Source organism: Clostridium sp. ZS2-4, assembly GCF_026719745.1.
In the GTDB taxonomy this organism is placed as follows: Bacteria; Bacillota; Clostridia; order Clostridiales; family Clostridiaceae; genus Clostridium_H.
On sequence record NZ_JAPPRQ010000040.1, the window covers coordinates 18624 to 43954 of the forward strand.

A 25331-nucleotide genomic window follows, 5' to 3' on the forward strand; every position below is an offset into this window, starting at 1 on the left:
ACAGTACAAGGTTATATAGATTATAATGAAATGAGTTGTAAGCTAAAGAATATTTAGTAAAGAAGGAGTGCTATCAAGTTATGGATAAGGATTGGTTAGAGGTAGAGATAATTACTAGCTGTGAGGCTGCAGAGGCTGTAACAGGAATATTATATAACACGGGAGTGCAAGGAGTTGCTATTTTAGATTCACAGGATATTAAGTTTAAAAAAGAAAATCCGGGAAAATTTGATTGGTTTGATGAAACAATAATAGATGTTAAAGAAGGAGCAATAGTAAAAGCATACTATAAGGAAGATGATAAATTTAACGAATATGTAGAATATATAAAAGAAAGTGTTAATGAACTGGAGAAATTCGGATTAAACAAAGGCCAAGGACTGGTTACTGTAAAAAAAGTTAATGAAGAAGAATGGGAAAATAATTGGAAGAAATATTATAAGCCTACAAAAGTAGGGGGAAAAGTAGTGGTTAAACCTATTTGGGAAGAATATAAACCTAATGAAGAAGAGATAGTAATAGAACTTGATCCTGGTATGGCTTTTGGTACAGGAACTCACGAAACTACCAGATTATGTATCAAAGCTCTTGAACAATATGTAAAAGAAGATTCAACAGTCTTTGATATAGGCACAGGTTCTGGTATTCTTGCCATTGCAGCGGCAAAATTAAAAGCGAAGCAAGTAGTTGGAGTAGATCTTGACCCAGTAGCTGTAGCTTCAGCAAAGGAGAATGTTAGTTATAATAATATAGATAATATTGAAATATTACATGGTAATTTAATGGATGTAGTAGAAGGTAAAGCTGATATTGTAATAGCTAACATATTAGCTGACGTTATTAAAATATTAGCAGAAGATGTTAAGAAATTTATTGTCAATGGAGGATATTTTGTATCCTCAGGAATAATTTTAGATAGAAAAGATGATGTAAGTAAAAAACTTGAAGAATGTGGGTTTAAAATTGAGAAAATTAATACAGATGGAGAATGGTGCTGCATAATAGCAAAAGCATAGAAAAAGGAGAGTTAGCTATGCATAAATTTTTTGTATCTGAAGAGAGAATATTTGGAAATAATGCAATAATTGAAGGTGAAGACGTTAAACATATTTACAAGGTTCTCAGACTTAAAGAAGGAGAAAAAGTAAATATTAATAATTGTAATGGTAAAGAATATTTAGGAAGAATAGAATCTATAAACAAGGTTAAAGTAGAAGTAGAACTTTTAGAAGAACTAGAAGTTAACAACGAAAGTCCTATTGATATTTATCTTTATCAAGGATTTCCCAAAGGAAGTAAGATGGACTTAATTGCTCAAAAATGTACTGAGCTGGGTGTAAAGGAGGTAACTCCTGTAATAACTTCAAGGGTATTATCTTCTATGGGAGAAATAAGACGCGATAATAAAAAGATAGAAAGATGGACTAGGATTGCTTTTGAAGCGTGTAAGCAAAGTAAAAGGAGTCTTATACCGGTTGTAAATGATACTATTTATTTCAGTGAAATTATAAATGAGTTAAAAGAAATGGATTTGATTGTTGTACCTTATGAAAATGCAGATAATTATGGTGTTAAAGCTATGATTAAGAATTTGAATACAGATGTAAAGAAAGTAGCAGTAGTAATTGGTCCAGAGGGTGGATTTGAAGAAGAAGAAATAGCTCAGCTAAAAGAAAATGGAGCGCATATAGTTACATTGGGACCAAGAATACTTAGAACAGAAACAGCTGGGTTTACATGTGTTAGTTTACTTATGTACGAATTAGGAGATTTAGGAGGAAAAATTTAATGAAAGTTGCCTTTGCTACATTGGGTTGCAGAGTAAATCAGTATGAATCTGAAGCCATGGCTGAAAATTTTATAAAAAGCGGGTATGAAGTTGTATCTTTTAGTGATACAGCAGATGTATATGTAGTAAATACATGTACTGTTACAAATATGAGCGATAAAAAATCACGTCAGATGATATCTAGAGCAAGGAGGTTAAATGATAAAGCTGTAATTGCTGCTGTAGGGTGTTATACGCAAATTGCTCCAGAAAAGGTGTCAGAGATTGGAGATGTAGATGTTGTACTTGGAACAAGGAATAAAGGGGAAATTGTATATTGGGTAAATAGAGCCAGAGAAGAAAAGAAGCAAATAGTTGCGGTAAACGATGTTCTTAAGAACAAAGTTTTTGAGGATTTAAGAATAGAAGAATATCAGGATAAGACTAGAGCTTTTTTGAAAATTCAGGATGGGTGTAATAACTTTTGCTCATATTGTCTAATACCTTTTGCAAGAGGGGCAGTATGCAGTAAGAAACCAGAAAGAGTTATAAGTGAAGTTAAAGAGCTTGCAGCTCATGGATTTAAAGAAATAATCTTGTCTGGTATTGATATATCTTCTTATGGAGTTGATTTAGAGGAAGATTATAATCTTCTTACAATTCTCCAAAATATAGATGAGATTGAAGGAATAGAAAGAGTTAGAATAGGATCTATCGGACCTGAATTCTTTGATGAGTACATTATAAAAGAACTGGGCAAATTGAAAAAGTTATGTCCTCATTTCCATCTTTCTCTTCAAAGTGGGTGTAACGAAACATTAAAAAGGATGAATAGAAAATACAGTGTAGAACAATATAAAGCTATAGTAAATAGTCTTAGAGATAATATTGAAGATGTATCTATAACTACTGACATAATTGTTGGATTCCCAGGAGAGACTGAGGAAGAGTTTAATAAAACATATGAGTTTTTAAGAGAAATAAAATTAGCTAAAATGCACATATTTAAGTATAGTCCAAGAACAGGAACTAAAGCTGCTTCTATGGAAGATCAAGTGGATGGCACTGCAAAAGAAATTAGGAGCAAGATGCTCATAAAGCTTAATGAAGAAAATGAAAAAGAATTTATGAGCAAGTATATCGGAAGAAAAATGAAGGTTTTATATGAGCAAAAAACAAATGAGGATAGTGATATGTATGAAGGATATACCCCTAATTATATAAAAGTTTTATCTAAAACAAAGGAACAAGTTAAGGAAAAAATTATAAATATATCACTTGTGGAAGTGAAAGAGGAACATATGATTGGTTTAATTGAATAAATTAAAAAAAATATAAAAAATATTATTATCTTAGAAGGAAATTGCCATGTCTTTGTTGAATACTTAATATTGGTAAGGAGGTGAGAAGCATGGAAGAGTGCATATTTTGCAAAATAATTAAAGGCGATATACCAGCTAAAAAGGTTTATGAGGATGATATGATATTGAGCTTTGAGGATATTAATCCAGCAGCACCGGTTCATGTTCTCGTGATACCTAAAAAACATATTAAAAGCTTGAATGAGTTAGAAGATGATGACGCGAATATAATATCACACATTTTTACTGTAAGCAGAGATATTGCAAAAAAATTTAATATAGATGAAAGTGGATATAGAGTTATCATGAATTGTGGAAACGATGGAGGACAAGAAGTTCCCCATATTCATTTTCATATATTGGGTAGAAGAAATCTCTCGTGGCCACCAGGTTAAATTTTGGAGAAATTTAGTCTAAATCATGAAAATAGTTGACAGCTTGTAAAATTATATTGTATAATTACCAATGTGCTATTTTGCCCTCAGCAACTGCAAACAACTTAGGTTTGAATACTGCTAGGGAGGGAGGGATAATCGGTGTCAGAAATTAAAATTAGAGAAAATGAAACTTTAGAGAGTGCTTTAAAGAGATTTAAAAGATCTTGCGCTAAAGCAGGTGTTTTATCTGAAGTAAGAAAGAGAGAACATTACGAAAAGCCAAGCGTTAAAAGAAAGAAAAAATCAGAAGCTGCAAGAAGAAGAAAGACAAAAGTTAGATAGTATAAATTGAATAAATAGAAAGAAGGTACCTCAAGTATGTCTCTTGAAGTTTGTTTAAGTAAGTAAACAAACTAGAGTAGTATTAGAGATTTTATTAGAGTACCTTCCTAAGCAGTTGACCGAAGATGAAATTGCTGAAATAGTTCGTCAGTAGGTTGATGAAAACGGGGCAGATAGTATAATATAAAATTAAGATTACAGTCTTTTAGACTTAACTTTAAGAACCAGTTAATTAACTGGTTCTTTTATTTTGCCTTAATTTAGTAATTTATTAAAAGCAAACCTCATAAATTAGTATGAAAGCAATTGTTAGGAGATAGAAATTGAGTGGAAAATTAGATAGGACTAAGGAGAATGTAGCTGAAAAACTTGATCTTCCTAGAGATGTAGTCTTGGATATACCCAAAATAACAATAACAGGCGATAATGAAATAATCATTGAAAACCATAAAGGAATAATAATATTTGAAGAAAAAGAAATAAAAATAAATTCTAACGTAGGAGTAATATCAATCAATGGAGAAAGACTTGAAATATTATTCATTGGGGGAAGTACCGTAATTGTAGGTGGGAAATTTAAAGGGGTAACATATGAGGGGATTAGTTTATGAGTAAATTTAATTTTGATAAATATAAAAAAGGAATTATAAGAATTGAAATTCATTCCATTATGCCAGAGAAATTTATAAATTTATTGTGGAAAAACGATGTATATGTAAAAAATATAAAAAAAATAAATATTACTACTGTAGCTATGGATATAAATCTTAAAGATTATGAAGTGGTGCAGGATATTTCTAAGAAAACAAATACAAAGATAAAGATAATTAATAGAAAAGGGATATCTTTTTTTCTGATTAAAACCAGAAAAAGAAAAACTTTAGCAGGAGGTATAATAATATTTGTTGGGATGATTTATTTTTTATCAACCTATATATGGTTTATAGATATAACTACGGAGAAAAACATTACACCATTTGAACTTAGAAATCAATTAAAAACTTGTGGTATTGTGCCAGGTATTAATAAAAGAAAAATTAATGTTTATGAGATGGAAGAGAAAATTGTTAAAGACAATGAAGATATAATGTGGGCGAGAGCTAGAGTAGAAGGGGCTAGATTAAAGATAAATATAGCAGAGAGACAAGAACCCCCTAAAATAGAAATTGACGACTCACCCTGTGATATAGTGGCAAAGGAAGATGGAGAGATTGTTAGGGTTTATTCAAAAGGTGGAACATCGGTTGTAGAAAAAGGAGATATAGTTAAAAAGGGTGATATACTTGTAAAGGGAGAGCAGGGGAAGGCAGATAGCTTATATACAGTGCATGCAGAAGCAGATGTAATTGCTAAGACTTTTTACGAAAAAATTAAGGAAGTTTCAAATAAAGAAATTGAAAGAGTGAGAACAGGGAAAAAACAAACAAGCATTTATTTAAATATATTTGGAAAAAATATTTATCTCAAAAAAATAAAAAATAATTTTAAAAATTATGATAAAATAGTAATAGATAAATCATTAATAAAGAAAGAAATTTATTATGAAGTAGATCAAAAAACAAAAATATTAGATAAAGATCATGTTATAAAAGACACTGCACAAGAACTTTTTTCTGAAATAATTGTAAAGTTAGATAAATCTGTTAAAATAGTAGATAAGATAGTTGATGTTAAGCAAATGAGTCAAAAGTATAGTGTAAGAGTTGTGTTAATAGTGGAAGAAAATATCGCCGAAACTCAAAAAAGAGAGTTGGAAAACAATAATAATGCCACTTAAGATAAGATAGTAATAAAAACTAAGGGACGTGATTAAAAATGGGTAAATTTAAGATGATATTAGATAATAAAAAAGCTAAAAGAATAATAATTTTCTTGACTGCTTTTATTTTTATAGTAGGTATTTTAATAACATCTCTAGTAACTAAAAAGTATAATTTACATGAAGGTGATATTGCTAAGTTTGATATCAAAGCACCGAGAGAAGTTAAGGATATATTAAAAACTAAAGAAAAAGAATTACAAGCTGAAGAGTCTGTAGGAGAGCAGTATAATAAAAATTTAGAACTAAAAAAAGATACTCTCGATAAAATTAACAATTTATTTTTTCAAGTTACAAAGTCTTTGGAAGCAGGGTCAGATGAAAATGTAAAGATAGAAGCTTTAAAAAAACAAATTCATATGAATTTATCTGAAGAAGATATAAAAACCATTGTTTCACTAAATAAAGAACAGTTGGCGCTTTTTAAGAAAAATGTGATAGATATCATGAATAAGGTGTTGGATTATGATATTAGAGAAGATAGTGAAGAGGATATAAAAAAAGCTCAAGATGCCATAGATGTTAAATTTAATGCTGCAAAGCTTCCAAAAACTTTAAGAGAATTAGGAAAAAGTATTGGATATTCAGAAATAAAATCTAATTTTTTCTATGATGAAGAGAAGACTAATCAGTTAAAAGCAGAGGCAAGGAAAACTGTACAGCCGATTATGATTAAAAAAGACCAGATAGTAATTAAAGAAGGCGAACCTGTAACTGCACGAGACTTGATAATTTTAAAAGATTTAGGACTATTAGATAATGAAGACAACAAATACATTTATATTGCAATAATTGTACTGGCACTTGCTGTATTGTTTATACAATGGTTTTACTTGTATAAATATTATAGAGAATTTTATACTGATATCAGTAAGCTGATTTTAATAAATATACTTACCTGCTTATCAGTATTATTTGCAAGAACATTCTATGAGGTGTATCCGTTTTTGATACCTCTTGCATGTGTTCCTATGTTGTTTACTCTTTTAATAAATCACAAGATATCATTGAATATGAATATAATTAACTGTATTTTAATAAGTGCAGTTGTTCAATTTAATATAGAGATAACCTTATTAGCTATATTGAACAGTATATTGGGAGCAATAGCTTTAAAAAAGTTGCAGCAGAGAAATGATATTTTATATGCATCATTATTTATAGGTATTATGAATATAGTTTTAACTTTTACAGTTGGATTTTTGCTAAGTAATAATGTTTTTGAAGTAATGAAGAAAACAGGATTTTCATTTATTGCCAGTGTTGCAGCAGCAGTATTAACTATTGGGTTTCTGCCAATTTTTGAAAGTACTTTTGATATTGTTACAACTATAAAACTTTTAGAATTATCTAATCCAAATCATCCAGTACAAAAAATGCTGCTTTTAGAAGCGCCAGGTACATATCACCACAGTATATTAGTGGCTAATTTAGCGGAGGTTGCAGCAGAACAGGTTGGCGGGAATCCAGTACTTGCTAGAGTTTCTGCGTATTATCATGATATAGGAAAAGTTAAAAGACCCATGTTTTTTAAGGAAAATCAGATGGGAAAAGATAATCCTCATGATAAGATTAATCCAAATCTGAGCACCTTAATAATAACATCACACATAAAGGATGGAATAGAAATTGCAAAAGAATATAAGCTTCCTAAAGTTATTAGAGATGCTATTGAACAGCATCATGGAACATCTCTTGTAAAATATTTCTATGTAACTGCAAAAAATACAAGCGAAAAACCTGAAGAAATAAAGGAAGATGATTTTAGATATCCAGGACCTGTACCTGAGAGTAAGGAAATAGCTATTTTAATGCTTGCAGATAGTGTTGAGGCAGCGGTAAGATCTATAAGTGAACCAACAAAAGGCAAAATAGAAGAGATGGTAAACAATATAATAAAAGCAAGACTTAATGAAGGACAGTTGGATAACTGTGATTTAACTCTTAAAGATTTGAATAAAATAAGAAGAGCATTTTTAAAAGCTTTATCAGGAATATATCATCAGAGAATTGAATATCCCTCAGAAAAAAATGAACACAAAAGAATAGAAGGAGAGTAATATATGATCTTTATAGATAATAGACAAAATAAAATTAAGATTGAAACACAAACAATTCATAGGGTTGAGGAAATAATAAAATATGCGTTGAAGGAAGAAAAAGTTGATATTCCTACTGAGGTAAGTGTAATTTTTATAGATAATGAGAAAATAAGAGAGATAAACAAAGAACAAAGAAATTTTGATAAAGTTACAGATGTTTTATCATTTCCAATGCTGGATTATCCAGCAGGGCAGGTTTATAAAGATACATACCAGCATCATAAATTCACTGACGCAGATTTGGATGAGGGTGACCTTGTTTTAGGTGATATAGTTTTATCTTTGGAGAGAGCTGAAGAGCAAAGTGATGAATATAATCATTCCTTTGAAAGAGAAGTATGTTATCTTACTGTTCATTCTGTTCTTCATCTTTTAGGATATGATCATATGGAAGATAATGATAAAATAAAAATGAGAAGAAGAGAGGAAGAAATTTTAGAAAAGTTCAATATTACTAGATAATTTAATTCAGTAATTGTAAATGGCATGCAGTAGTGTAAAATCTGCATGTCAATGTTTTATCCCCTGATTGACAATTCTAATTTTTAAGTTTTTGAATTAAATTTTACTTTATATTAAGAGGTGATCTTCATTAAAAAGGTTAAAAAGCTTGTTGATAGTTTTAATTATGCTATTGAGGGTATAATATATACGGTAAGAACTCAGAGAAACATGAGAATACATATGGTAGCAGCTTTATTTGTTCTAAGTGTATGTTTTTTTTATGATTTGAGTAAAATAGAGTTGCTAACTATAACAATAACCATAACCATGGTTTTGGTATGTGAAATGCTGAATACTGCTATAGAATGTACAGTTGATGCTACAACTAATTATTATCATCCGTTAGCCAAAATCGCGAAAAATGTTGCAGCTGGTGCTGTTTTAGCTTCAGCAATCAATGCTGTATTGGTTGGCTATATAATATTTGGGGATAGAGTAACACCTTTTACTTTAGTTGTAATAAGCAAAATTAAGAATTCAAATCCCTATATGGTTTTTTTGAGTTTGGTTATCGTATCTCTGGTTACAGTTATTGTAAAAGCTATTTTTGGAGAAGGAACTCCTCTAAAAGGTGGAATGCCAAGTGGACATAGTGCAATAGCTTTTTCCATTGCTACAATGATAGCACTGCTAACAGAATCACCAGTAGTTATTGTTTTAAGTTATATTATGGCTTTAATAGTTGCACAAAGTAGAGTGGATTCGGAAGTACATTCAATTGTTGAGGTGGTTGCTGGAGGAATATTTGGCTTTTTACTAACCTTATTAATTTTTAGGACTTTTGGTTAAAAGATTTTGAAATGCAAATAAGACATGATATAATTTATATACTGAAAATTAATCCTATGTAGGAAAAGTTATGGAGTATATAATTATTAAAAAACTTTAACGTTTAGAGAAAAATTTTTAGGAACATATATGAAAAAAAAGATATAGGAAAACAAGGAGGCTTTATGTTTAAATCAGGATTTATAACAATTATAGGAAGACCTAATGTAGGAAAATCTACTCTTACAAATAAAATAGTGGGAGAAAAGTTATCTATTGTATCATGTAAACCACAGACTACAAGAAATAATATAAGAGCCGTTTTAACAAAGGAGGATTATCAGCTAATATTTGTTGATACTCCAGGAATTCATAAACCTAGGCATAAACTAGGAGAATATATGGTTAAAGTTGCTGAGGATTCAGTTAAAGAAGTAGATTTGGTTATATTTATGACAACACCTCAAGAAGAAATTGGTAGAGGGGATGAAATGATACTGGAAGGGTTAAAAAACAGCAAAAAGCCTGTTTTTTTAGTGGTAAATAAAATTGATGAAAATCCTTCAGAATTAGTTGCAAGTACATTACAAAGATATTCTTCATTTATCAATTTTGATGAGATAATACCTATTTCTGCAAAAAGAGATAAAAACATAGATACACTGCAGCAGTTGATGATTAAATATATTCCAGAGGGACCTAAATATTATCCAGAAGATATGATTACTGATCAGCAAGAAAGATTTGTAATATCTGAAATCATAAGAGAAAAAGCATTGAGATTATTATCAGAAGAAGTACCACATGGCATTGCAGTTGAAATATTATCTATGAAAAGAAATGATAATGGAACATACCATATTGATGCAAATCTTCTTTGTGAAAAAGATACCCATAAAGGCATAATTATAGGCAAAGGAGGACAAATGCTTAAGAGAATTTCTACTTATGCAAGACAAGATATGGAGAAGTTTCTAGAAAGTAAGGTCAATCTTAAAATATGGGTTAAGGTGAAAAAAGAGTGGAGAGACAGTAAGTTTATGCTAAAAGAGCTGGGATATAAAGAATAAGAAATAATTAATCTGAGAAAAGGACAGTAGACAATTTTATTATTTATATAATTACTATTTTAATAGTTAATGTTTTTGGTGCATAAGCTTTAATTAAAGGTAAAATATCAAAAAAATAGAAAAAATTTACAAAAGGTATGTTATTTCTTTCGGTAAATAGGTTATAATATATGTAGATAGAATAATTGTCATCTGTTAATTTTAAAAGCTGCTGTTGGAATAGGGGATGGTGTTCTGTCGATATTTAAAACTAGAGGGTTAGTCTTGAAAACTCAAGATTATAAGGAAAATGACAAACTTATATGGATTTTTAGTGAAAAGTTAGGCAAAGTTTCAGCAATAGCTAGGGGAGCTAAAAAAGGTAAGAGTAAATTTATGGCAACGACTCAATCCTTTTGCTTTGGCGAGTATGTTCTTTACAGAGGTAAAAGCATATATACAATAAATGAAGTTCAAATAATAGATTCTTTTCAAAGTATACTTAAAGACATTGACTCAATAACTTATGGATCATATTTTTGTGAACTGATATTGATTGCACTTAATGATGAAGAAAGTAATAGAGAACTTTTTAAGGAGTTTATAAAAGCATTTTACCTTTTAAAGAGTAAAGCAGTTGATATTGAAATTTTAACGAGATGCTTTGAAATAAAGCTTTTAGATGCTACTGGATATAGATTTAATTTTGATAGGTGCTGTATATGCGGTAAAGGTGTAGCAACTTGTAATTACATTAACTTTCAATATCATGGAGGTATTTGCACTGAGTGTAATAGAGTTAATGGTATGGGTATAAGCTATCCGGCTTATAATGTGTTGAGATTTTTAAATAAGACACCTATAGAGAATATAAATAGAATTTCAGTATCAAATGAAATTAAGAAGGAAATATATAAAATATTGGATATATTTATTTCTCATAGTTATACAAGAAAACCTAAAAGCTTAGAGATTTTTAATTATTTAAAAGGGAGTGAATATAATGAGTGATATATCTTTAGAAAAAATTGATATTATTAGAGAAAGAACTGGTGTAACTTATACAGAAGCAAAAGAAGCTTTAGAGGCATGTGATGGTAATGTGGTTAATGCTTTAATTTATATTGAAGAAAAAGATAAAAGTAGATATAATATAAAAGAGGAAATATATACCAGTAAAGACGAGTTTATAAAATGGTTAAAGGATATTATAAAAAAAGGTAATGTTAATAGAATAATAATTAAAAAAGATGAAAAAGTAGTTACAGATATACCAGTTAATGCTGGGCTTGCAGCAGGAATAGTTGCGCTCTATATTCCAGTTCTTGCAATTGTAGGTGTGTTAACTGCAGTTGTTACAAAATTGACTGTTGAAATAGTTAAAAGTGATGGCTCAGTAGAAGTAGTAAACAAAATTATTAAGAATACAGCACAGGAAGTAAAAGAAAAAGTTGATGATCTTACATCTGAAATGAAGAATAAATTTGATAGTAAAAATGATAAAAATGAAGAAGAAAATATATATCAATATACTGTAACTTTTGAAGAAATTGATGAGGATAAAGAAAAGAATAATGACGGCAGATAATACTGTCGTTTTTATTTTTAGATATTAAGAGACTTTCTACATCAAATACATAATATGGATAAAAGTAACTATAATAGTGTTAATACACAAAAAACATACTAAATATGCGAAAGAAAAAGAAAAGTATAACATTTATCACAATAACCTTAAAAAATGAGTAACAAATAAACAAAAGTGCTATACTATTTCCAAGTAATACATGATATAATGTACTAGTATGGCGTGAGGAGGTTGAAAACAATTAATTTATCATCGAGACAAAAAGAAATTATTGAATTGGTAAAAGAACATGGACCTATAACTAGTGAACAATTAGCAAGTAAAATTGGTGTTACACGTGCTGCCTTAAGACCAGATTTAGCTATACTTACTATGACTGAAATATTAGAGGCAAGACCTAAAGTTGGATATATTTATTCTAAAAAGCCAACTTCTAGCTTAGTTTATGATTATTTAAGAAAAATAAAGGTTAAAGATGTAATGTCAAAACCTGTTACCGTAGATGAACAAACGACTGTATATAATGCTATAGTAAATTTGTTTTTAAATGATGTAGGAACAATATTTGTAGAAAATAATAATTATTTAGTTGGGGCTGTATCCAGAAAAGATTTTTTAAAAACAGCCATAGGCGGTACTGATATTAATAAGGTTCCAGTAGGTATAATTATGACAAGAATGCCAAATATTATATATGTAGAGCCTGAAGATTCAGTATATGTAGCGGCGAAAAAAATTATTGAACGTGAGGTCGACAGTCTTCCAGTTGTAGAAAAAGCTTTGGAAGGAAAGGAAGATAAGGTTAGAGTTATAGGTAAACTTTCAAAAACAAACATAACACGTCTTTTTATTAAAATGAGTGAAAATGATTAATAAGCTTTTTAGACGAGGAAACTCGTATAATAACCTAATAATGACAATTTAGAAAAGGGGATGTTTAGTATGGAAAAAAAGTATGTTTATCTTTTTAGTGAAGGTAATGCAAGTATGAAAAATCTTCTAGGAGGAAAAGGGGCTAACTTAGCAGAAATGACTAATCTTGGAATACCTGTTCCACAAGGATTTACAATTAGTACAGAAGCCTGCACTAAATATTATGATGATGAGGAAGCTATAGCTGAGAGTATTGTTCAGCAGATAACAGAAGCTTTGAAAAAAACAGAAGAAATAACAGGTAAGAAATTTGGAGATAAACAAAACCCTCTTCTTGTTTCAGTAAGATCAGGTGCAAGAGTTTCTATGCCTGGTATGATGGATACTATACTAAACTTAGGATTAAATGATGAGGCTGTACAAGGTCTTGCAGTACTTACAGGAAACGAAAGATTTGCATATGATTCATATAGAAGATTTATTCAAATGTTTTCAGATGTAGCAATAGGTATTGAAAAAAGAAAATTTGAAAATATTTTAGAAAACATAAAAGAGAACAAAGGCGTTGAATACGATACAGAATTAACTTCTGAGGATTTAAAAGAAATAGTTGGTAAATATAAAGAACTTTATTTTAAGGAAATGGGAACAGAATTTCCACAAGATCCTAAAGAACAGCTTATGGAGGCAGTAAAGGCTGTATTTAGTTCATGGAATAACCCTAGAGCTATAGTGTATAGAAGATTAAATGATATACCATCTAGTTGGGGCACTGCTGTAAATGTTCAAGCAATGGTATTTGGTAATATGGGAGATAACTCAGGAACGGGAGTTGCCTTTACTAGAGACCCGGCAACAGGTGAAAAGAAAATTTTTGGAGAATATTTAATTAATGCTCAGGGGGAAGATGTAGTTGCTGGTATTAGAACACCTCAACCAATTTCAAAACTTCAAGAAGATCTTCCTAAATGCTATGATCAATTCATGGATATAGCACAACGTTTAGAAAGCCATTATAAAGATATGCAGGACATGGAATTCACAATAGAACAAGGAAAATTATATTTCTTACAAACGAGAAATGGAAAAAGAACAGCTCCAGCTGCTTTGAAAATTGCGGTTGGTTTAGTTGAAGAAGGATTACTTACAAAGGAAGAAGCATTATTGAAGGTTGAACCTAAACAACTAGATTCACTACTTCATCCAGCCTTTGATGCAGAAGAATTAAAGAAAGCTTCTCCGGTAGCAAAAGGATTACCAGCATCACCAGGAGCTGCGTGTGGTAGAATTTATTTTACAGCTCAAGATGCAAAGGTACATCATGAAAAAGGAGAAAAAGTAGTATTAGTAAGACTTGAAACTTCACCAGAAGACATTGAAGGAATGGTTGCTGCGGAAGGAATACTTACAGTAAGAGGTGGAATGACATCTCATGCTGCTGTTGTAGCAAGAGGAATGGGTATTTGCTGCGTAGCTGGATGTGGAATGTTAAAAGTGAATGAAGAAGAAAAACAATTTACCGTTGATGGAAATATGTATAAAGAAGGAGATTACATATCTCTAGATGGAAGTACTGGAAATGTATATGGTCATGCTATAAAGACTGTAGCTCCTGAAATAACTGGTTATTTTGGAAAATTCATGAAGTGGGCTGATGAAATAAGAGTGTTAAAGGTTAGAACAAATGCTGATACACCAAGAGATGCTGAGCAAGCTGTTGGATTTGGTGCAGAAGGTATAGGACTTTGCAGAACGGAACACATGTTCTTCAATGAGGAAAGAATTCCGGCAGTTAGAGAAATGATTGTCTCTGAAAATGAGGAACAAAGAAGAAAAGCATTAGAAAAATTACTTCCAATGCAAAGAGAAGATTTTATTGGAATCTACAATGCAATGGAAGACAGAGCTGTTACAATAAGATTTTTAGATCCACCACTACATGAATTCTTACCAAGTGAAGAAGAAGATATTAAAGAGCTTGCCGAGGATATGGGAATCAGCTATGAAGAATTGAAAGCAACTATTGAGAGCTTACATGAATTTAACCCAATGATGGGTCACAGAGGTTGCCGTTTAACAGTTTCATACCCAGAAATTGCAGAAATGCAAACAAGAGCTGTAATCGAGGCTGCAATTGCAGTTAAAAAAGAAAAAGGATACAATATTGTTCCAGAAATTATGATTCCATTAGTTGGAGAGGTAAAGGAATTGAAATATGTAAAAGACATCGTAGTTAAAACTGCAGATAAAATAATCTCAAATGCAGATGTAGATATGGAATACAAAGTAGGTACTATGATAGAAATTCCTAGAGCAGCTTTAACAGCAGATGAAATAGCTAAAGAAGCGGATTTCTTCTCATTTGGAACTAATGATTTAACTCAAATGACATTTGGTTTCTCAAGAGATGATGCAGGAAAATTCTTGAATGATTATTACGAAAAAAATGTATATGAATTCGATCCATTCCAAAAATTAGATCAAAATGGAGTAGGTAAGCTTATCAAAATGGCTACTTCATTAGGAAGAGAAACAAAAAAAGATATTAAACTTGGAATTTGTGGAGAACATGGTGGAGATCCATCATCCGTTGAATTTTGCCATAATGTAGGGCTTGATTATGTTTCATGCTCACCATTCAGAGTTCCGCTAGCTAGGCTTGCTGCAGCACAGGCTGAAATTAAAAATTCAAGAAAGTAAAGTAAGTAATAGAAAAGTCACTGATAGTTTTATCAGTGACTTTTCTTAGGTGAATTATTAAATTTGGGTTTAATACACTTTTTAAATCCTTCTACAAATTTTATCTGAGAGTCAAAATTACTACAAGATTTAATAAGTATCTCTCTAAAAGTTTTTTTATTACATTTTTCAATATTTCTGTAGTAATCTCTAGAAAGTTTCCAATATCTTTGGGGAAAAGCCAAGTATCCCAGTAGATAGTGATATTCATCCGAATTTAAAGGACGTGTTTTTTCATAAGAGTCTAAACATATTAAAGCAGTATCAATATTCCAGTTAGTATTATCTCTTTTTAATAATCTTCTAAAATAATAGGATAAGTCATGAATTGTATAGTCCATTCTGCATTTATCAAAGTCTATAATCCATATGCTGGAACTCTCGTCGAAAATAAGATTTTTATTAACATAATCCATATGGCAAAGCGATACGCTTAAATTTTTTCTATTAACTTTACTTAAAGCTTCAATAGATTTTTTTGCAAGATAAATACCTTTTTCGAAATTTTTCAGGTATAATTTTGAAAAAGAGTCTCCGTATTTAAAAGCCAGGTTAGAATTTATTAATAACTGATCGAAGTGTTTATTTATGGATTCGTATAAATTATTGCAGCCACTTCGATGTACACTGCCTTTTATTGGCGAGAAGCTATTACATTTATTATGCATTAAGGCTAATGTAGTACAAGCTTCATGTAGATGAAGAGGGGAGTCATAATCACATTTTTCTCCACCAATCCAAGGGGTGAGAATAAACAGCATATCTTTATAGTTGATGAACCTTCCATTATGTTTATTAGGGAGAATTCTTGGAACATTTATGTTATTTCTATATAACCATTCGATGGCAGAATATATAAACAGTAAATCTTCTTTACCAAAATACACTTTTTTAAGACAGTATTGTTTATTTTTATGTTCTACTTTATAAACAGCTCTTTGCTTGTCAGTATCTTTAAATTTTATTGCAGTAACTCTAGATTCCTGTAAATCATAATATGGGAGAACAAATTTTTTTACGTTTTCTTCTGATAATAAATTTATGTTACATAATTTAGCTGATTCAGGCATAACGGCCCCCCTTAAATAAAATCCTTAATATAAACATATTATAAAAATTATTAGAATATACATTTTACTTATAAAAAGGATTTTATATTATTGTATAGAAATATTATTGTGAAAAAGAAAATATATTTGAAAGGAGCTTCTAGATGAATATTCGAGAAAAAATTGAAGAAAATGAAAAAAAAATATTAAATCCTCATGCTGCTTTTTCTTCAAATGCCAAAAGAAAAAAGTATTTTGAAGAGAAGGATACCATAAGAACAGAATTTATGATGGATAGAGATAGAATTATTCACAGTAAATCATTTAGAAGACTTAAACATAAGACTCAAGTGTATATTAAGACTTGGGGAGATCATTACAGAACAAGGCTTACACATACACTGGAAGTGGCACAAATTGCAAAGACTATAGGCAAAGGGATAGGACTTAATGAGGAGCTTATTGAGGCTATATCTCTAGGACATGATATTGGGCATGTTCCCTTTGCTCATAATGGAGAAGAGGTTTTAGATAAATTAAATCCAACTGGATTTAAACATAATGAAAATAGTGTAAGGGTTCTTACGAAGATTGAAAGGCAGGGAATAGGACTAAATTTGACTCATGAGGTTTTAGATGGTATATTACATCACAGTGGCTTTTCAAAGTCATCATCAAAATCTTACACTTTGGAAGGTCAAGTTGTAAGATATAGTGATAAAATTGCTTATGTAAATCATGATATAGATGATTCAATAAGAGCTGGCTTGCTAAGTGCAGAGGAAATTCCAAAAGAATTTTTGGATGGATTAGGAGATACTCATGGCAGAAGAATAGATGCTCTTGTTAGGGATTGTATATACACTACCATTAGAAATATTGAGAGTGGAAATATAGCAGTATCCTTAAGTAAAGCTGGGGAACAAAGTTTAGTTGGACTTAGAAAATTTATGTTTGACAATATTTATAAAGGTGAAATGTTAAAGAAAGAAAGAGAAAAGGCAAAATTTGTTTTAGAACAAGTGTATAAGTATTTTTTAAAAAATCCAAAGGAGATGCCATGGTTTTATTACGAAATTGTAGAGAGAGAAGGCTTATATACTGGTGTAACAGATTATATATCAGGGATGAGTGATGATTATTGTTTATTGTTGTTTAATAAACTTTATGTTCCTAAACTTGTAATATACTAAAACTATGAATATTTTTTGCAAAGAAATGGAAAAATATATGTGTGAAAAATAAAAAAAAATGAAGGAAATTTGTCTTTTATAAAGAATATATTATATAGAGAAAAAAGTGAAAATTTATAGAAGGAAAATAAGATTATTTGTCGAATAGGTATATAGTTGTCGCTAAAATTAATAAGTAGGTGGTAATGCTTCATTGATAAGTGAAGAAGTAATTCAAAAAATAAAAGAACAAAATGACATAGTAGATATTGTTTCTGAAAGTATTCAATTAAAAAGATCAGGAAGAAATTTTGTAGGAATTTGTCCATTCCATAATGAGAAGACTCCTTCTTTTAGTGTTTCACAGGATAAACAGATATATAAATGCTTTGGATGTGGAGAGGCAGGTAATGTAATAACATTTGTTATGAAAACCAAAAATATGCCCTTTATCGAAGCATTAAAATATCTTGCAGATAAGGCTAACATAGAATTGGACTTACAAGGTACAAATAATGTACAGAGAGATAAAAGTGAAAGGCTATATAAGATTAATGTAGAAGCAGCCAGGTATTATTTTAACAACCTTCAAAAGGAAAAAAAGATAACTCAATATTTTACTGGCAGAGGAATTTTAAGTAGTACAATAAGAAAATTCGGTTTAGGTTATGCACCTAAGGGATGGAATAATCTTATGAATTATTTAAAAGCTAAAGGGTATTCTGAATTAGATCTTTTAAATGCAGGATTAATAATTAGAGGGAAAAATAATTCCGCATATGACAGATTCAGAGAGAGAGTTATCTTTCCTGTTTTTGATTATAAAGGTAAAGTAATAGGTTTTGGTGGAAGAGTGCTAGATAATTCAAAGCCTAAATATTTGAATTCTCCTGAAACAGAAATTTTTAAAAAAGGAACAAATCTTTATGGATTGAATTTTGCAGTAAAAAATTTAAAAGACAGGACATTAATTATTGTTGAAGGGTATATGGATTGCATATCTTTGCATCAATATGGGATAACTAATGTTGTGGCTTCTTTAGGTACAGCGCTTACATCTGAACAAGCGAAGTTATTAAAGAGATATGCTGATAAGATAATAATATCCTATGATGCAGATTTAGCAGGAAGAAGTGCAACAATACGAGGACTTAAAATATTAAAGAAAGAGGGGTTTGACCTTAGAGTATTGACAGTACCACAAGGTAAAGATCCTGATGAATTTATAAGGAATAATGGTAAAGATGCTTTTATGGATCTTATAAATAATTCCTTGCCTTTTATTGAGTACAGAATTAAAATGGCTAAATATGGAATGAATTTAAAAGATAAAGAAATGCTCATAAAATACATAAATAAGGCTTGTGAGATAATTTCAGAGTTAGATCCTATTGAAATGGATGTTTATGTGAAGAAGCTATCAGAAGAAACTGGTATAAAAGAACAAGCAATTTATGATATGTTGACAGAAAAAAATCAAAAAAATGTAAAAAAATCACAATATGCGTATACTGAGAAGGATTTTGGACAAAAATTATATTTAGAACCTGCTTATGTCAAAGCAGAAAGGAATTTACTTAAAATCATGTATGGAGATATAGAGTACTATAGATATATCACTGATATTTTAGATAAAGAAGATTTGATATTAGACAGTCATAAAAAGATATTTAGCTTAATCTGTGAAACCATAGAAAATGATATTGAGAATATAGAAACGCACATAGAGGCTAAATGTGATGATGTAGAAAGTTCTAAAGAATGGATAAAGATTTGTCAAATTGAACTCTTAGATGAAGAAAATCATAAAGAACTAATAAATAATTATATCAGGGAAGTCGAAAAATTTAAGCTAGAGGAGTCGAAAAAAGAAATTATGAATAAAATTAAAGACTATGAAGCAAAAGGTTATTTTGAAGAATCCTTAAAACTTGTAAAGCAACTCCAAAATATTCAAAAAGATATAATGCAAATGAACAATAGCGAAAGGAGGTAATCAAATGCCAGAGAAGAATAAAAAGAATGAGAATAACAAAAGAAAGAATGTAAAAGATAATAATGAAAAAATGAAAATAATAAAGAATCTTATTGACAAAGGGAAGAAAAAATCTAGCTTAACATACAAAGAAATAATGGATGAATTAGAAAATGTGGAGTTGAGTCCTGAACAAATAGAAAAAGTATATAATGTTCTTGAGTCTATGGATATAGAAATAATTGGAGATATGAGAGAGGCAGAAGTTGAAGAGGAAGAATTAGATTTAACTATACCAGAAGGTATCTCCATAGATGACCCTGTTAGAATGTACTTGAAAGAAATAGGTAAGGTTCCTCTTCTGTCTTCAGAAGAAGAAATTGAACTGGCTCAAAAGATTGAAGATGGAAGTATGTTTGCTAAGAAGAAATTAGCAGAAGCAAATCTTAGATTAGTTGTAAGCATTGCCAAAAGATATGTAGGGCGTGGAATGCTTTTCCTTGACCTTATTCAAGAAGGAAACTTAGGATTAATAAAAGCAGTAGAAAAGTTTGACTACAGAAAAGGTTACAAGTTTAGTACCTATGCAACATGGTGGATAAGACAGGCGATTACTAGAGCTATAGCAGATCAAGCTAGAACTATTAGAATACCTGTTCATATGGTTGAGACAATCAACAAGCTTATTAGGGTCTCTAGACAACTTCTTCAAGAGTTAGGACGTGACCCACAACCAGAAGAAATAGCAAAGATTATGGAAATGCCAGTAGAGAAAGTTAGGGAGATAATGAAGATAGCTCAAGAACCTGTATCTTTAGAAACTCCTATTGGAGAGGAAGAAGATAGTCATTTAGGAGACTTTATTCCAGATGACGAAGCACCGGCACCAGCAGAGGCAGCTGCATTTACAATGTTAAAAGAACAGTTAATAAATGTTCTAGATACATTGACACCAAGAGAAGAAAAAGTCTTAAGACTTAGATTTGGACTTGATGATGGAAGAGCTAGAACATTGGAGGAAGTTGGAAAAGAATTTAATGTAACAAGGGAAAGAATAAGACAGATAGAAGCAAAGGCTTTAAGAAAGTTAAGACATCCAAGTAGAAGTAAAAAGTTGAAGGATTATTTAGACTAGAGGTTTATTATAGGCTCCAAAGAGTAAAGTTTAACTTTACTCTTTTTTTATGATATAATACCTTTAAAGAGGGTGATAAAATGAAAGCATACAACAATAGAAAAGGCCTAGGAGCTTCTATTATTCTTTCTTGTACTATATTGATAAATATAGGTATAGTATTAGTAACTAAATTAATAGATTTGTATGTAATACTGTCATTAATTAAGATATTTTTGATACTGGTTAATTTATATGGAATTTATTATTTACTGTTAACTTTTACACTGAAATATTTGGCAGATGAAGAAAACTTATACATTATAGGGTTTTGGGGTTTGAAAAAAATAAAAATCCCTTTTAAAAGTATTGAAGGATATAGAGACTCAAAAGGTATAATTCATGGAGTTAAGCTTTCAGGAGTTGGAAAGAATAATTTTGCTTTAGGAAGATTTGTAGTTGATAAGATAGGAACAACAAGAATGTTTGTAACTTCCAGTAAAGAAGTAATTTATTTAAAAACATCAGAAATAAACTATGCTATTTCACCAGAGCAAATTGAAGAATTTAAAAACTTATTGGAAGAAAGAGGAGTTAGGTTTTTAGAGTGGGAATATAAACCCAATAAGATGGTAAGCCTACATAAAGAAAAGGGATTTATGATACCTTTTTTACTAGTAAGTGTAATAATCGTAGTATTTACACTAACACCATTTATTTTATACTTGAAACAAATGCTGCCAGCAGAGATGCCAATAAATTTTAATGCAAAGTTTGAAGCAGTAAAGATGGGGACTGGTAAGCAGTTTGCATTTAAACAAATGACTTATGGTGTATTAAATATGGCAATTTTATTATGTATGTATTATGCAGCTCATTTTCACGCAAAATATGATAAGAAAAGTGCTAACAGATATATTTATGTGTCACTTGTCATATCAGCAGTATTCTTTTTAATGCAATTAAAAACATTATTTCAATTTTTATAGGAGACAAGCAATGAATATAAGTGATAGACTAAAAACTATTGGACAAATGGTAGATAATTGTGAATCAATCTGTGATGTTGGTACAGATCATGCATATTTACCAATATATTTAATTCAAAAGGGAACCTGCAGCAAGGCTATTGCATCAGATATAAATAAAGGTCCAGTGGAAAAGGCAAAAATAAATATTAAAAGGGAAGGTTTAAGTGATAGGATATTTTGCAGGCTAGGGGGAGGACTCTCTACTATTAAGCCCTTTGAAGTAGATGGTGCAGTAATTGCTGGAATGGGTGGAAATTTAATTAGAGATATAATAGAAGAAGATATGAATGTATTCAAAAGTTTAAAATTTATGATACTTCAGCCAGTTCAAAATCCGGAAGTATTAAGACAGTATGTGTATGAAGCCGGGTATGATGTAATTGATGAAGAATTATGTTTTGACGAGGATAAATATTATGAAATAATCAAGATAAAATATAATAATAAACCAACAAAGATGGATAATATATATTACGAAGTAAGTAAGAAACTTATAGAAAAAAAACATCCTCTTGTAGAAGAGTATATTGGATTTAAAATTAATAAGTATAGAAGTATATTGGAATATATTGATGAAAGAACTGAATCAGCTAGAAAAAGAAAACAAGAAATTACGAATAAGATAAAGAAATTGGAGGAGTTACTCTTATGTCTTTAAAGGTTGTGGATATTAAAAAAATTATGGAGGAAATGGCTCCAATAAAGTTAAAAGAGAGTTATGACAATGTGGGTTTAATGGTTGGAGACGTAGAGGAAAAGGTAACGTCTATTTTGGTGGCTTTAGATTGTACTTTAAACGTCATTGAAGAAGCAAAAAATAAAAAATGTAATCTTATTTTGACTCATCATCCTCTTTTATTTAGAAAGCCTTCATCTATAACAACTGAGACTTTACTTGGAAAGAAGTTAATAAAGTTAATAAAAAATAATATAAATGTTTATTCAAGTCATACAAATTTAGACTCTGTTAAGGGTGGAATTAATGATATAATTACTGGGATGTTAGGCTTTGAAGCTTCAAAAACTATTGATCTTTCACCAAATAGAGATTCTAATGATTATAACAGTGGCATTGGTAGAGTTGCTGAATTAAATGAGAGCATAACTCTAAAAGAATTATGCTGCAAGATAAAGTCAGCCCTAGAGCTTCCTTATTTAAGATATGCAGGGGAAGATTCTATTCTTATAAAGAAGGTTGCTATAATAAATGGCAGTGGGCAGGATTATTTTTATGCTGCAAAAAAACTAGGAGCAGACTGTATAATTACAGGAGATACAACCTATCATTATGTTAGTGATTATAGTGAAGAAGGTATAGGGATAATTGATGCTGGACATTTTGGAACGGAATGGCCTGGTATTAAAGTTGTGGCTAAGGAATTAGAAAATAGAATAAAGAAATTGGGTTTTAATAATGATGTTACAATATCAGAGAATATTAAGGACCCATACAAATTAAAATAGAAATAAGTTTTGTACTTATTTCTATTTTTCATATATAATTGAAATTTTAAACTATCATATAATTATTTAGATGAAAACAAAAAATAGGAGGAATGTATATGGATACTTTACAAAAGTTGATTAGATTAGAGGAGAACTATAGAAAAATTGAAGAAGGAAATAAGATAGTGAAAGATGATACAGATATGAACATGCTAAAGAAAATGAAAAATGATTTTGAAAGATTAAAAGCAAAGTATTTAGAAAAAAAGGAACAAATTCAAGAGATAAAAAGTGAATATATAAAAATCAGCAGTAAAATTAACAGTGAGAAAACAGAAATGGAAGATATACAAAATAAATTGTACAATGAGTATGGTAGTGATGTAAGAATGATCGAAAAATGTGAAAAGCAAATAGAAAATCATAAAACTGCAATAAAAGAAATGGAATATAATTCTATAGAAATCTTGGAAAAAGAAGAGAAACTTAAGCTGCAAATAGAAAATTCAAGACAGGAGCTTGTTAATTTAAAGAATAATTTTCAAGAATATAAAGAGAGTAGTACAAATAGAATTATGCAGGCAAATAAAAATATTAAAGAGGCTGAAAAGGCTATAGCTATATTAGAAAGTGAGCTGCCAGAAAAAATGTTGTTGGAATATAAGTCAATAAGGAAAGCTAAAAATAGTGCTGTGGTTCCAGTAAGGAATGAAGTATGTGGTGGATGTAAAATAAAGCTTTCGGCAATTACAATAAGCCAATTGAATAAGAATAAAGAAGTAATTTATTGTGATAACTGTGGAAGAATAGTATATTTGCCAGAAAAATAAATTTGATTTTTCCTTTGTAGTATGTTAATATAGTATCTGCGAGTAAGCCAGATGGTCGCTGCTGCAGATTATGCAGGAGAGGAAAGTCCGAGCTCCATAGGGCAGGGTGCTGGGTAATACCCAGTGGAGGCAACTCTAAGGAAAGTGCAACAGAGATATACCGCCAAAGTTTACTTTGGTAAGGGTGGAAAGGTGAGGTAAGAGCTCACCAGCGCAATGGCGACTTTGCGGCTATGTAAACCCCACTTGGAGCAAGATCGAATAGAGGGACTTATGGGGCTGCCCGTTCCGTCCCCGGGTAAGATCGCTTGAGCCTACTGGTAACAGTAGGCCTAGATAGATGACCGTTTAACACAGAACTCGGCTTATAGGCTTGGTCGCACATTATAAATACTACCTTTCGGGGTAGTTATTTTGTTTTTTGCTACTATACAGTAAAAGGACAGTATTCAATAAAAAACCTTATGGTTAACATTAAATTTCTTGAATACATACCCTTTTGAGATTTGTTGTTTCAGCCATTCCTTTTTCTTCAAGTATCCTTCAATACATTTTTTAATTGATAAGACAGTTTCACAGGTCAGGAATTTGAAGAATAAGGGGATTGAGCAGTTGAAGAAAAATGTAAATAAAGATTAGAAGGAAAGATATTTCTATAAAAATAACTCTAGGTATTAGGTATTTAGGGTTATTTTCGTTAAATAATATACATTATTTTACTATAATGGGATTTAATATGATATAATTTCATTGGGATGGTGGTGCCACATATAAAGAAGATGCGTAGCAAATATGATAAAATTATACAATATGACCAATTGATTTAAAAATAAAGGAGATATAAGCTATGAATAACACAGATATTTTTGCAATTACAATAGGACTAATATCATTAATGGTCATATCAACTGGTATTAGTCAGTTGCGAAATGATATTGCACGTATGAATACAACTTTAGATAAGATTGCTAAACAACTTGGAGTGCCTGACACAATCATAGAAAATATAGATAATGAGTTGAAAAGTCTTATTTCACAAGGTAAAAAGATTAAAGTAATTAAAAGATATAGAATGGTTACTGGACTTGGTTTGAAGGAATCTAAAGAATATATTGATTCCTTAAGTGAACAGGAATTAATATAGGTGAATTTAGAACTATATAGTGAATAATTGTAAATATATTGAAAGGAGATAAAAGTATTCCTGGAGATATTGGCATTATCATAGGTCTTTTAATTGCATTCATATCCCATATTTTGAAGTGAGTGTAATATATAATTAAGTCATAGTATAAATAAAATGCGTAGCAAATATGATATTTATGGAGGTAGTATAATGAAAGTATTGGGGATAGTAGGGAGTAGAAGAAAAAATGGTAATACAGCATATTTGGTACAGCAAGCACTAGATGCAATTAAATGCA

Annotated in this window: 24 protein-coding genes and 1 other RNA gene; 24 read left to right on the forward strand and 1 reads right to left on the reverse strand. The window is 30.2% G+C overall.

Annotated elements, in window-relative coordinates; all coding sequences use genetic code 11:
• Nucleotides 1–80 precede the first annotated feature (80 nt).
• The 15 genes from prmA (at nucleotide 81) to ppdK (ending at nucleotide 15251) form a co-directional block, all read left to right on the forward strand.
• Nucleotides 81–1016 (forward strand): 50S ribosomal protein L11 methyltransferase, encoded by a 936-nt coding sequence (gene prmA / locus OIO11_RS06440; RefSeq protein WP_268070617.1) that lies wholly within the window; start codon nucleotides 81–83, stop codon nucleotides 1014–1016.
• A 17-nt stretch (nucleotides 1017–1033) separates the two neighbouring features.
• Entirely contained in the window at nucleotides 1034–1789 is a 756-nt protein-coding gene (locus OIO11_RS06445; protein WP_268070618.1) for a 16S rRNA (uracil(1498)-N(3))-methyltransferase, read from the forward strand.
• On the forward strand, nucleotides 1789–3090 hold the full coding sequence (mtaB, locus tag OIO11_RS06450; protein WP_268070619.1) for a tRNA (N(6)-L-threonylcarbamoyladenosine(37)-C(2))-methylthiotransferase MtaB: 1302 nt from the start codon (nucleotides 1789–1791) through the stop codon (nucleotides 3088–3090). The genes OIO11_RS06445 and mtaB overlap by 1 nt, the downstream gene beginning before the upstream one ends.
• Nucleotides 3091–3179: 89 nt before the next feature.
• Nucleotides 3180–3524: a histidine triad nucleotide-binding protein gene (locus OIO11_RS06455; protein WP_268070620.1), complete on the forward strand. Its 345-nt coding sequence runs from the start codon at nucleotides 3180–3182 to the stop codon at nucleotides 3522–3524.
• A gap of 141 nt (nucleotides 3525–3665) precedes the next feature.
• Nucleotides 3666–3848, forward strand: coding sequence for a 30S ribosomal protein S21 (rpsU, locus tag OIO11_RS06460; RefSeq protein WP_268070621.1), 183 nt, complete (start codon nucleotides 3666–3668; stop codon nucleotides 3846–3848).
• 323 nt (nucleotides 3849–4171) lie between these two features.
• Complete coding sequence (gene yqfC, locus OIO11_RS06470; RefSeq protein ID WP_268070622.1) at nucleotides 4172–4459, forward strand: sporulation protein YqfC; 288 nt, start codon at nucleotides 4172–4174, stop codon at nucleotides 4457–4459.
• Nucleotides 4456–5625 carry a sporulation protein YqfD gene (gene yqfD / locus OIO11_RS06475; RefSeq protein ID WP_268070623.1) on the forward strand — a complete coding sequence of 390 codons (1170 nt, stop codon included), beginning with the start codon at nucleotides 4456–4458 and terminating at the stop codon, nucleotides 5623–5625. Before yqfC ends, yqfD begins: the two co-directional genes overlap by 4 nt.
• 38 nt (nucleotides 5626–5663) lie before the next feature.
• Nucleotides 5664–7727, forward strand: coding sequence for an HD family phosphohydrolase (locus OIO11_RS06480; RefSeq protein ID WP_268070624.1), 2064 nt, complete (start codon nucleotides 5664–5666; stop codon nucleotides 7725–7727).
• A gap of 3 nt (nucleotides 7728–7730) precedes the next feature.
• Entirely contained in the window at nucleotides 7731–8231 is a 501-nt protein-coding gene (gene ybeY, locus OIO11_RS06485) for an rRNA maturation RNase YbeY (RefSeq protein ID WP_268070625.1), read from the forward strand.
• Nucleotides 8232–8351: 120 nt separating this feature from the next.
• Nucleotides 8352–9062 (forward strand): diacylglycerol kinase, encoded by a 711-nt coding sequence (locus tag OIO11_RS06490; protein WP_268070626.1) that lies wholly within the window; start codon nucleotides 8352–8354, stop codon nucleotides 9060–9062.
• Nucleotides 9063–9226: 164 nt separating this feature from the next.
• Nucleotides 9227–10111, forward strand: coding sequence for a GTPase Era (era, locus tag OIO11_RS06495; RefSeq protein WP_268070627.1), 885 nt, complete (start codon nucleotides 9227–9229; stop codon nucleotides 10109–10111).
• A gap of 219 nt (nucleotides 10112–10330) precedes the next feature.
• Nucleotides 10331–11101, forward strand: coding sequence for a DNA repair protein RecO (gene recO / locus OIO11_RS06500; RefSeq protein WP_268070642.1), 771 nt, complete (start codon nucleotides 10331–10333; stop codon nucleotides 11099–11101).
• Entirely contained in the window at nucleotides 11094–11678 is a 585-nt protein-coding gene (locus OIO11_RS06505; RefSeq protein ID WP_268070628.1) for a DUF4342 domain-containing protein, read from the forward strand. Before recO ends, OIO11_RS06505 begins: the two co-directional genes overlap by 8 nt.
• A gap of 231 nt (nucleotides 11679–11909) precedes the next feature.
• Complete coding sequence (locus OIO11_RS06510) at nucleotides 11910–12551, forward strand: helix-turn-helix transcriptional regulator (protein WP_268070629.1); 642 nt, start codon at nucleotides 11910–11912, stop codon at nucleotides 12549–12551.
• A gap of 69 nt (nucleotides 12552–12620) precedes the next feature.
• Nucleotides 12621–15251 carry a pyruvate, phosphate dikinase gene (gene ppdK, locus OIO11_RS06515; protein ID WP_268070630.1) on the forward strand — a complete coding sequence of 877 codons (2631 nt, stop codon included), beginning with the start codon at nucleotides 12621–12623 and terminating at the stop codon, nucleotides 15249–15251.
• 32 nt (nucleotides 15252–15283) lie between these two features.
• On the opposite strand, the gene OIO11_RS06520 is transcribed toward ppdK, so the two are convergent.
• Complete coding sequence (locus tag OIO11_RS06520; protein ID WP_268070631.1) at nucleotides 15284–16360, reverse strand: CotS family spore coat protein; 1077 nt, start codon at nucleotides 16358–16360, stop codon at nucleotides 15284–15286.
• Nucleotides 16361–16503: 143 nt separating this feature from the next.
• On the opposite strand from OIO11_RS06520, the gene OIO11_RS06525 reads away from it, so the two are divergent.
• From OIO11_RS06525 to OIO11_RS06565, 9 genes are all read left to right on the forward strand, one after another.
• Nucleotides 16504–17532, forward strand: coding sequence for a deoxyguanosinetriphosphate triphosphohydrolase (locus tag OIO11_RS06525; RefSeq protein ID WP_268070632.1), 1029 nt, complete (start codon nucleotides 16504–16506; stop codon nucleotides 17530–17532).
• A 193-nt stretch (nucleotides 17533–17725) separates the two neighbouring features.
• Entirely contained in the window at nucleotides 17726–19507 is a 1782-nt protein-coding gene (gene dnaG / locus OIO11_RS06530) for a DNA primase (protein WP_268070633.1), read from the forward strand.
• Between the two features lie 4 nt (nucleotides 19508–19511).
• Nucleotides 19512–20621 carry an RNA polymerase sigma factor RpoD gene (gene rpoD, locus OIO11_RS06535; RefSeq protein ID WP_268070634.1) on the forward strand — a complete coding sequence of 370 codons (1110 nt, stop codon included), beginning with the start codon at nucleotides 19512–19514 and terminating at the stop codon, nucleotides 20619–20621.
• Between the two features lie 80 nt (nucleotides 20622–20701).
• Nucleotides 20702–21589: a PH domain-containing protein gene (locus OIO11_RS06540; protein WP_268070635.1), complete on the forward strand. Its 888-nt coding sequence runs from the start codon at nucleotides 20702–20704 to the stop codon at nucleotides 21587–21589.
• Nucleotides 21590–21599: 10 nt separating this feature from the next.
• Nucleotides 21600–22289 (forward strand): tRNA (adenine(22)-N(1))-methyltransferase, encoded by a 690-nt coding sequence (locus OIO11_RS06545; protein WP_268070636.1) that lies wholly within the window; start codon nucleotides 21600–21602, stop codon nucleotides 22287–22289.
• Entirely contained in the window at nucleotides 22280–23095 is an 816-nt protein-coding gene (locus OIO11_RS06550) for a Nif3-like dinuclear metal center hexameric protein (protein WP_268070637.1), read from the forward strand. Before OIO11_RS06545 ends, OIO11_RS06550 begins: the two co-directional genes overlap by 10 nt.
• A 98-nt stretch (nucleotides 23096–23193) precedes the next feature.
• Nucleotides 23194–23907 (forward strand): zinc ribbon domain-containing protein, encoded by a 714-nt coding sequence (locus tag OIO11_RS06555; RefSeq protein ID WP_268070638.1) that lies wholly within the window; start codon nucleotides 23194–23196, stop codon nucleotides 23905–23907.
• 39 nt (nucleotides 23908–23946) lie between these two features.
• An RNA gene (rnpB, locus tag OIO11_RS06560) (RNase P RNA component class A) lies at nucleotides 23947–24291 on the forward strand.
• Nucleotides 24292–24754: 463 nt separating this feature from the next.
• A complete protein-coding gene (locus tag OIO11_RS06565) occupies nucleotides 24755–25051 on the forward strand; it encodes a ribosomal protein L7/L12 (protein ID WP_268070639.1) in 297 nt (98 codons plus the stop codon).
• Nucleotides 25052–25331 lie beyond the last annotated feature (280 nt).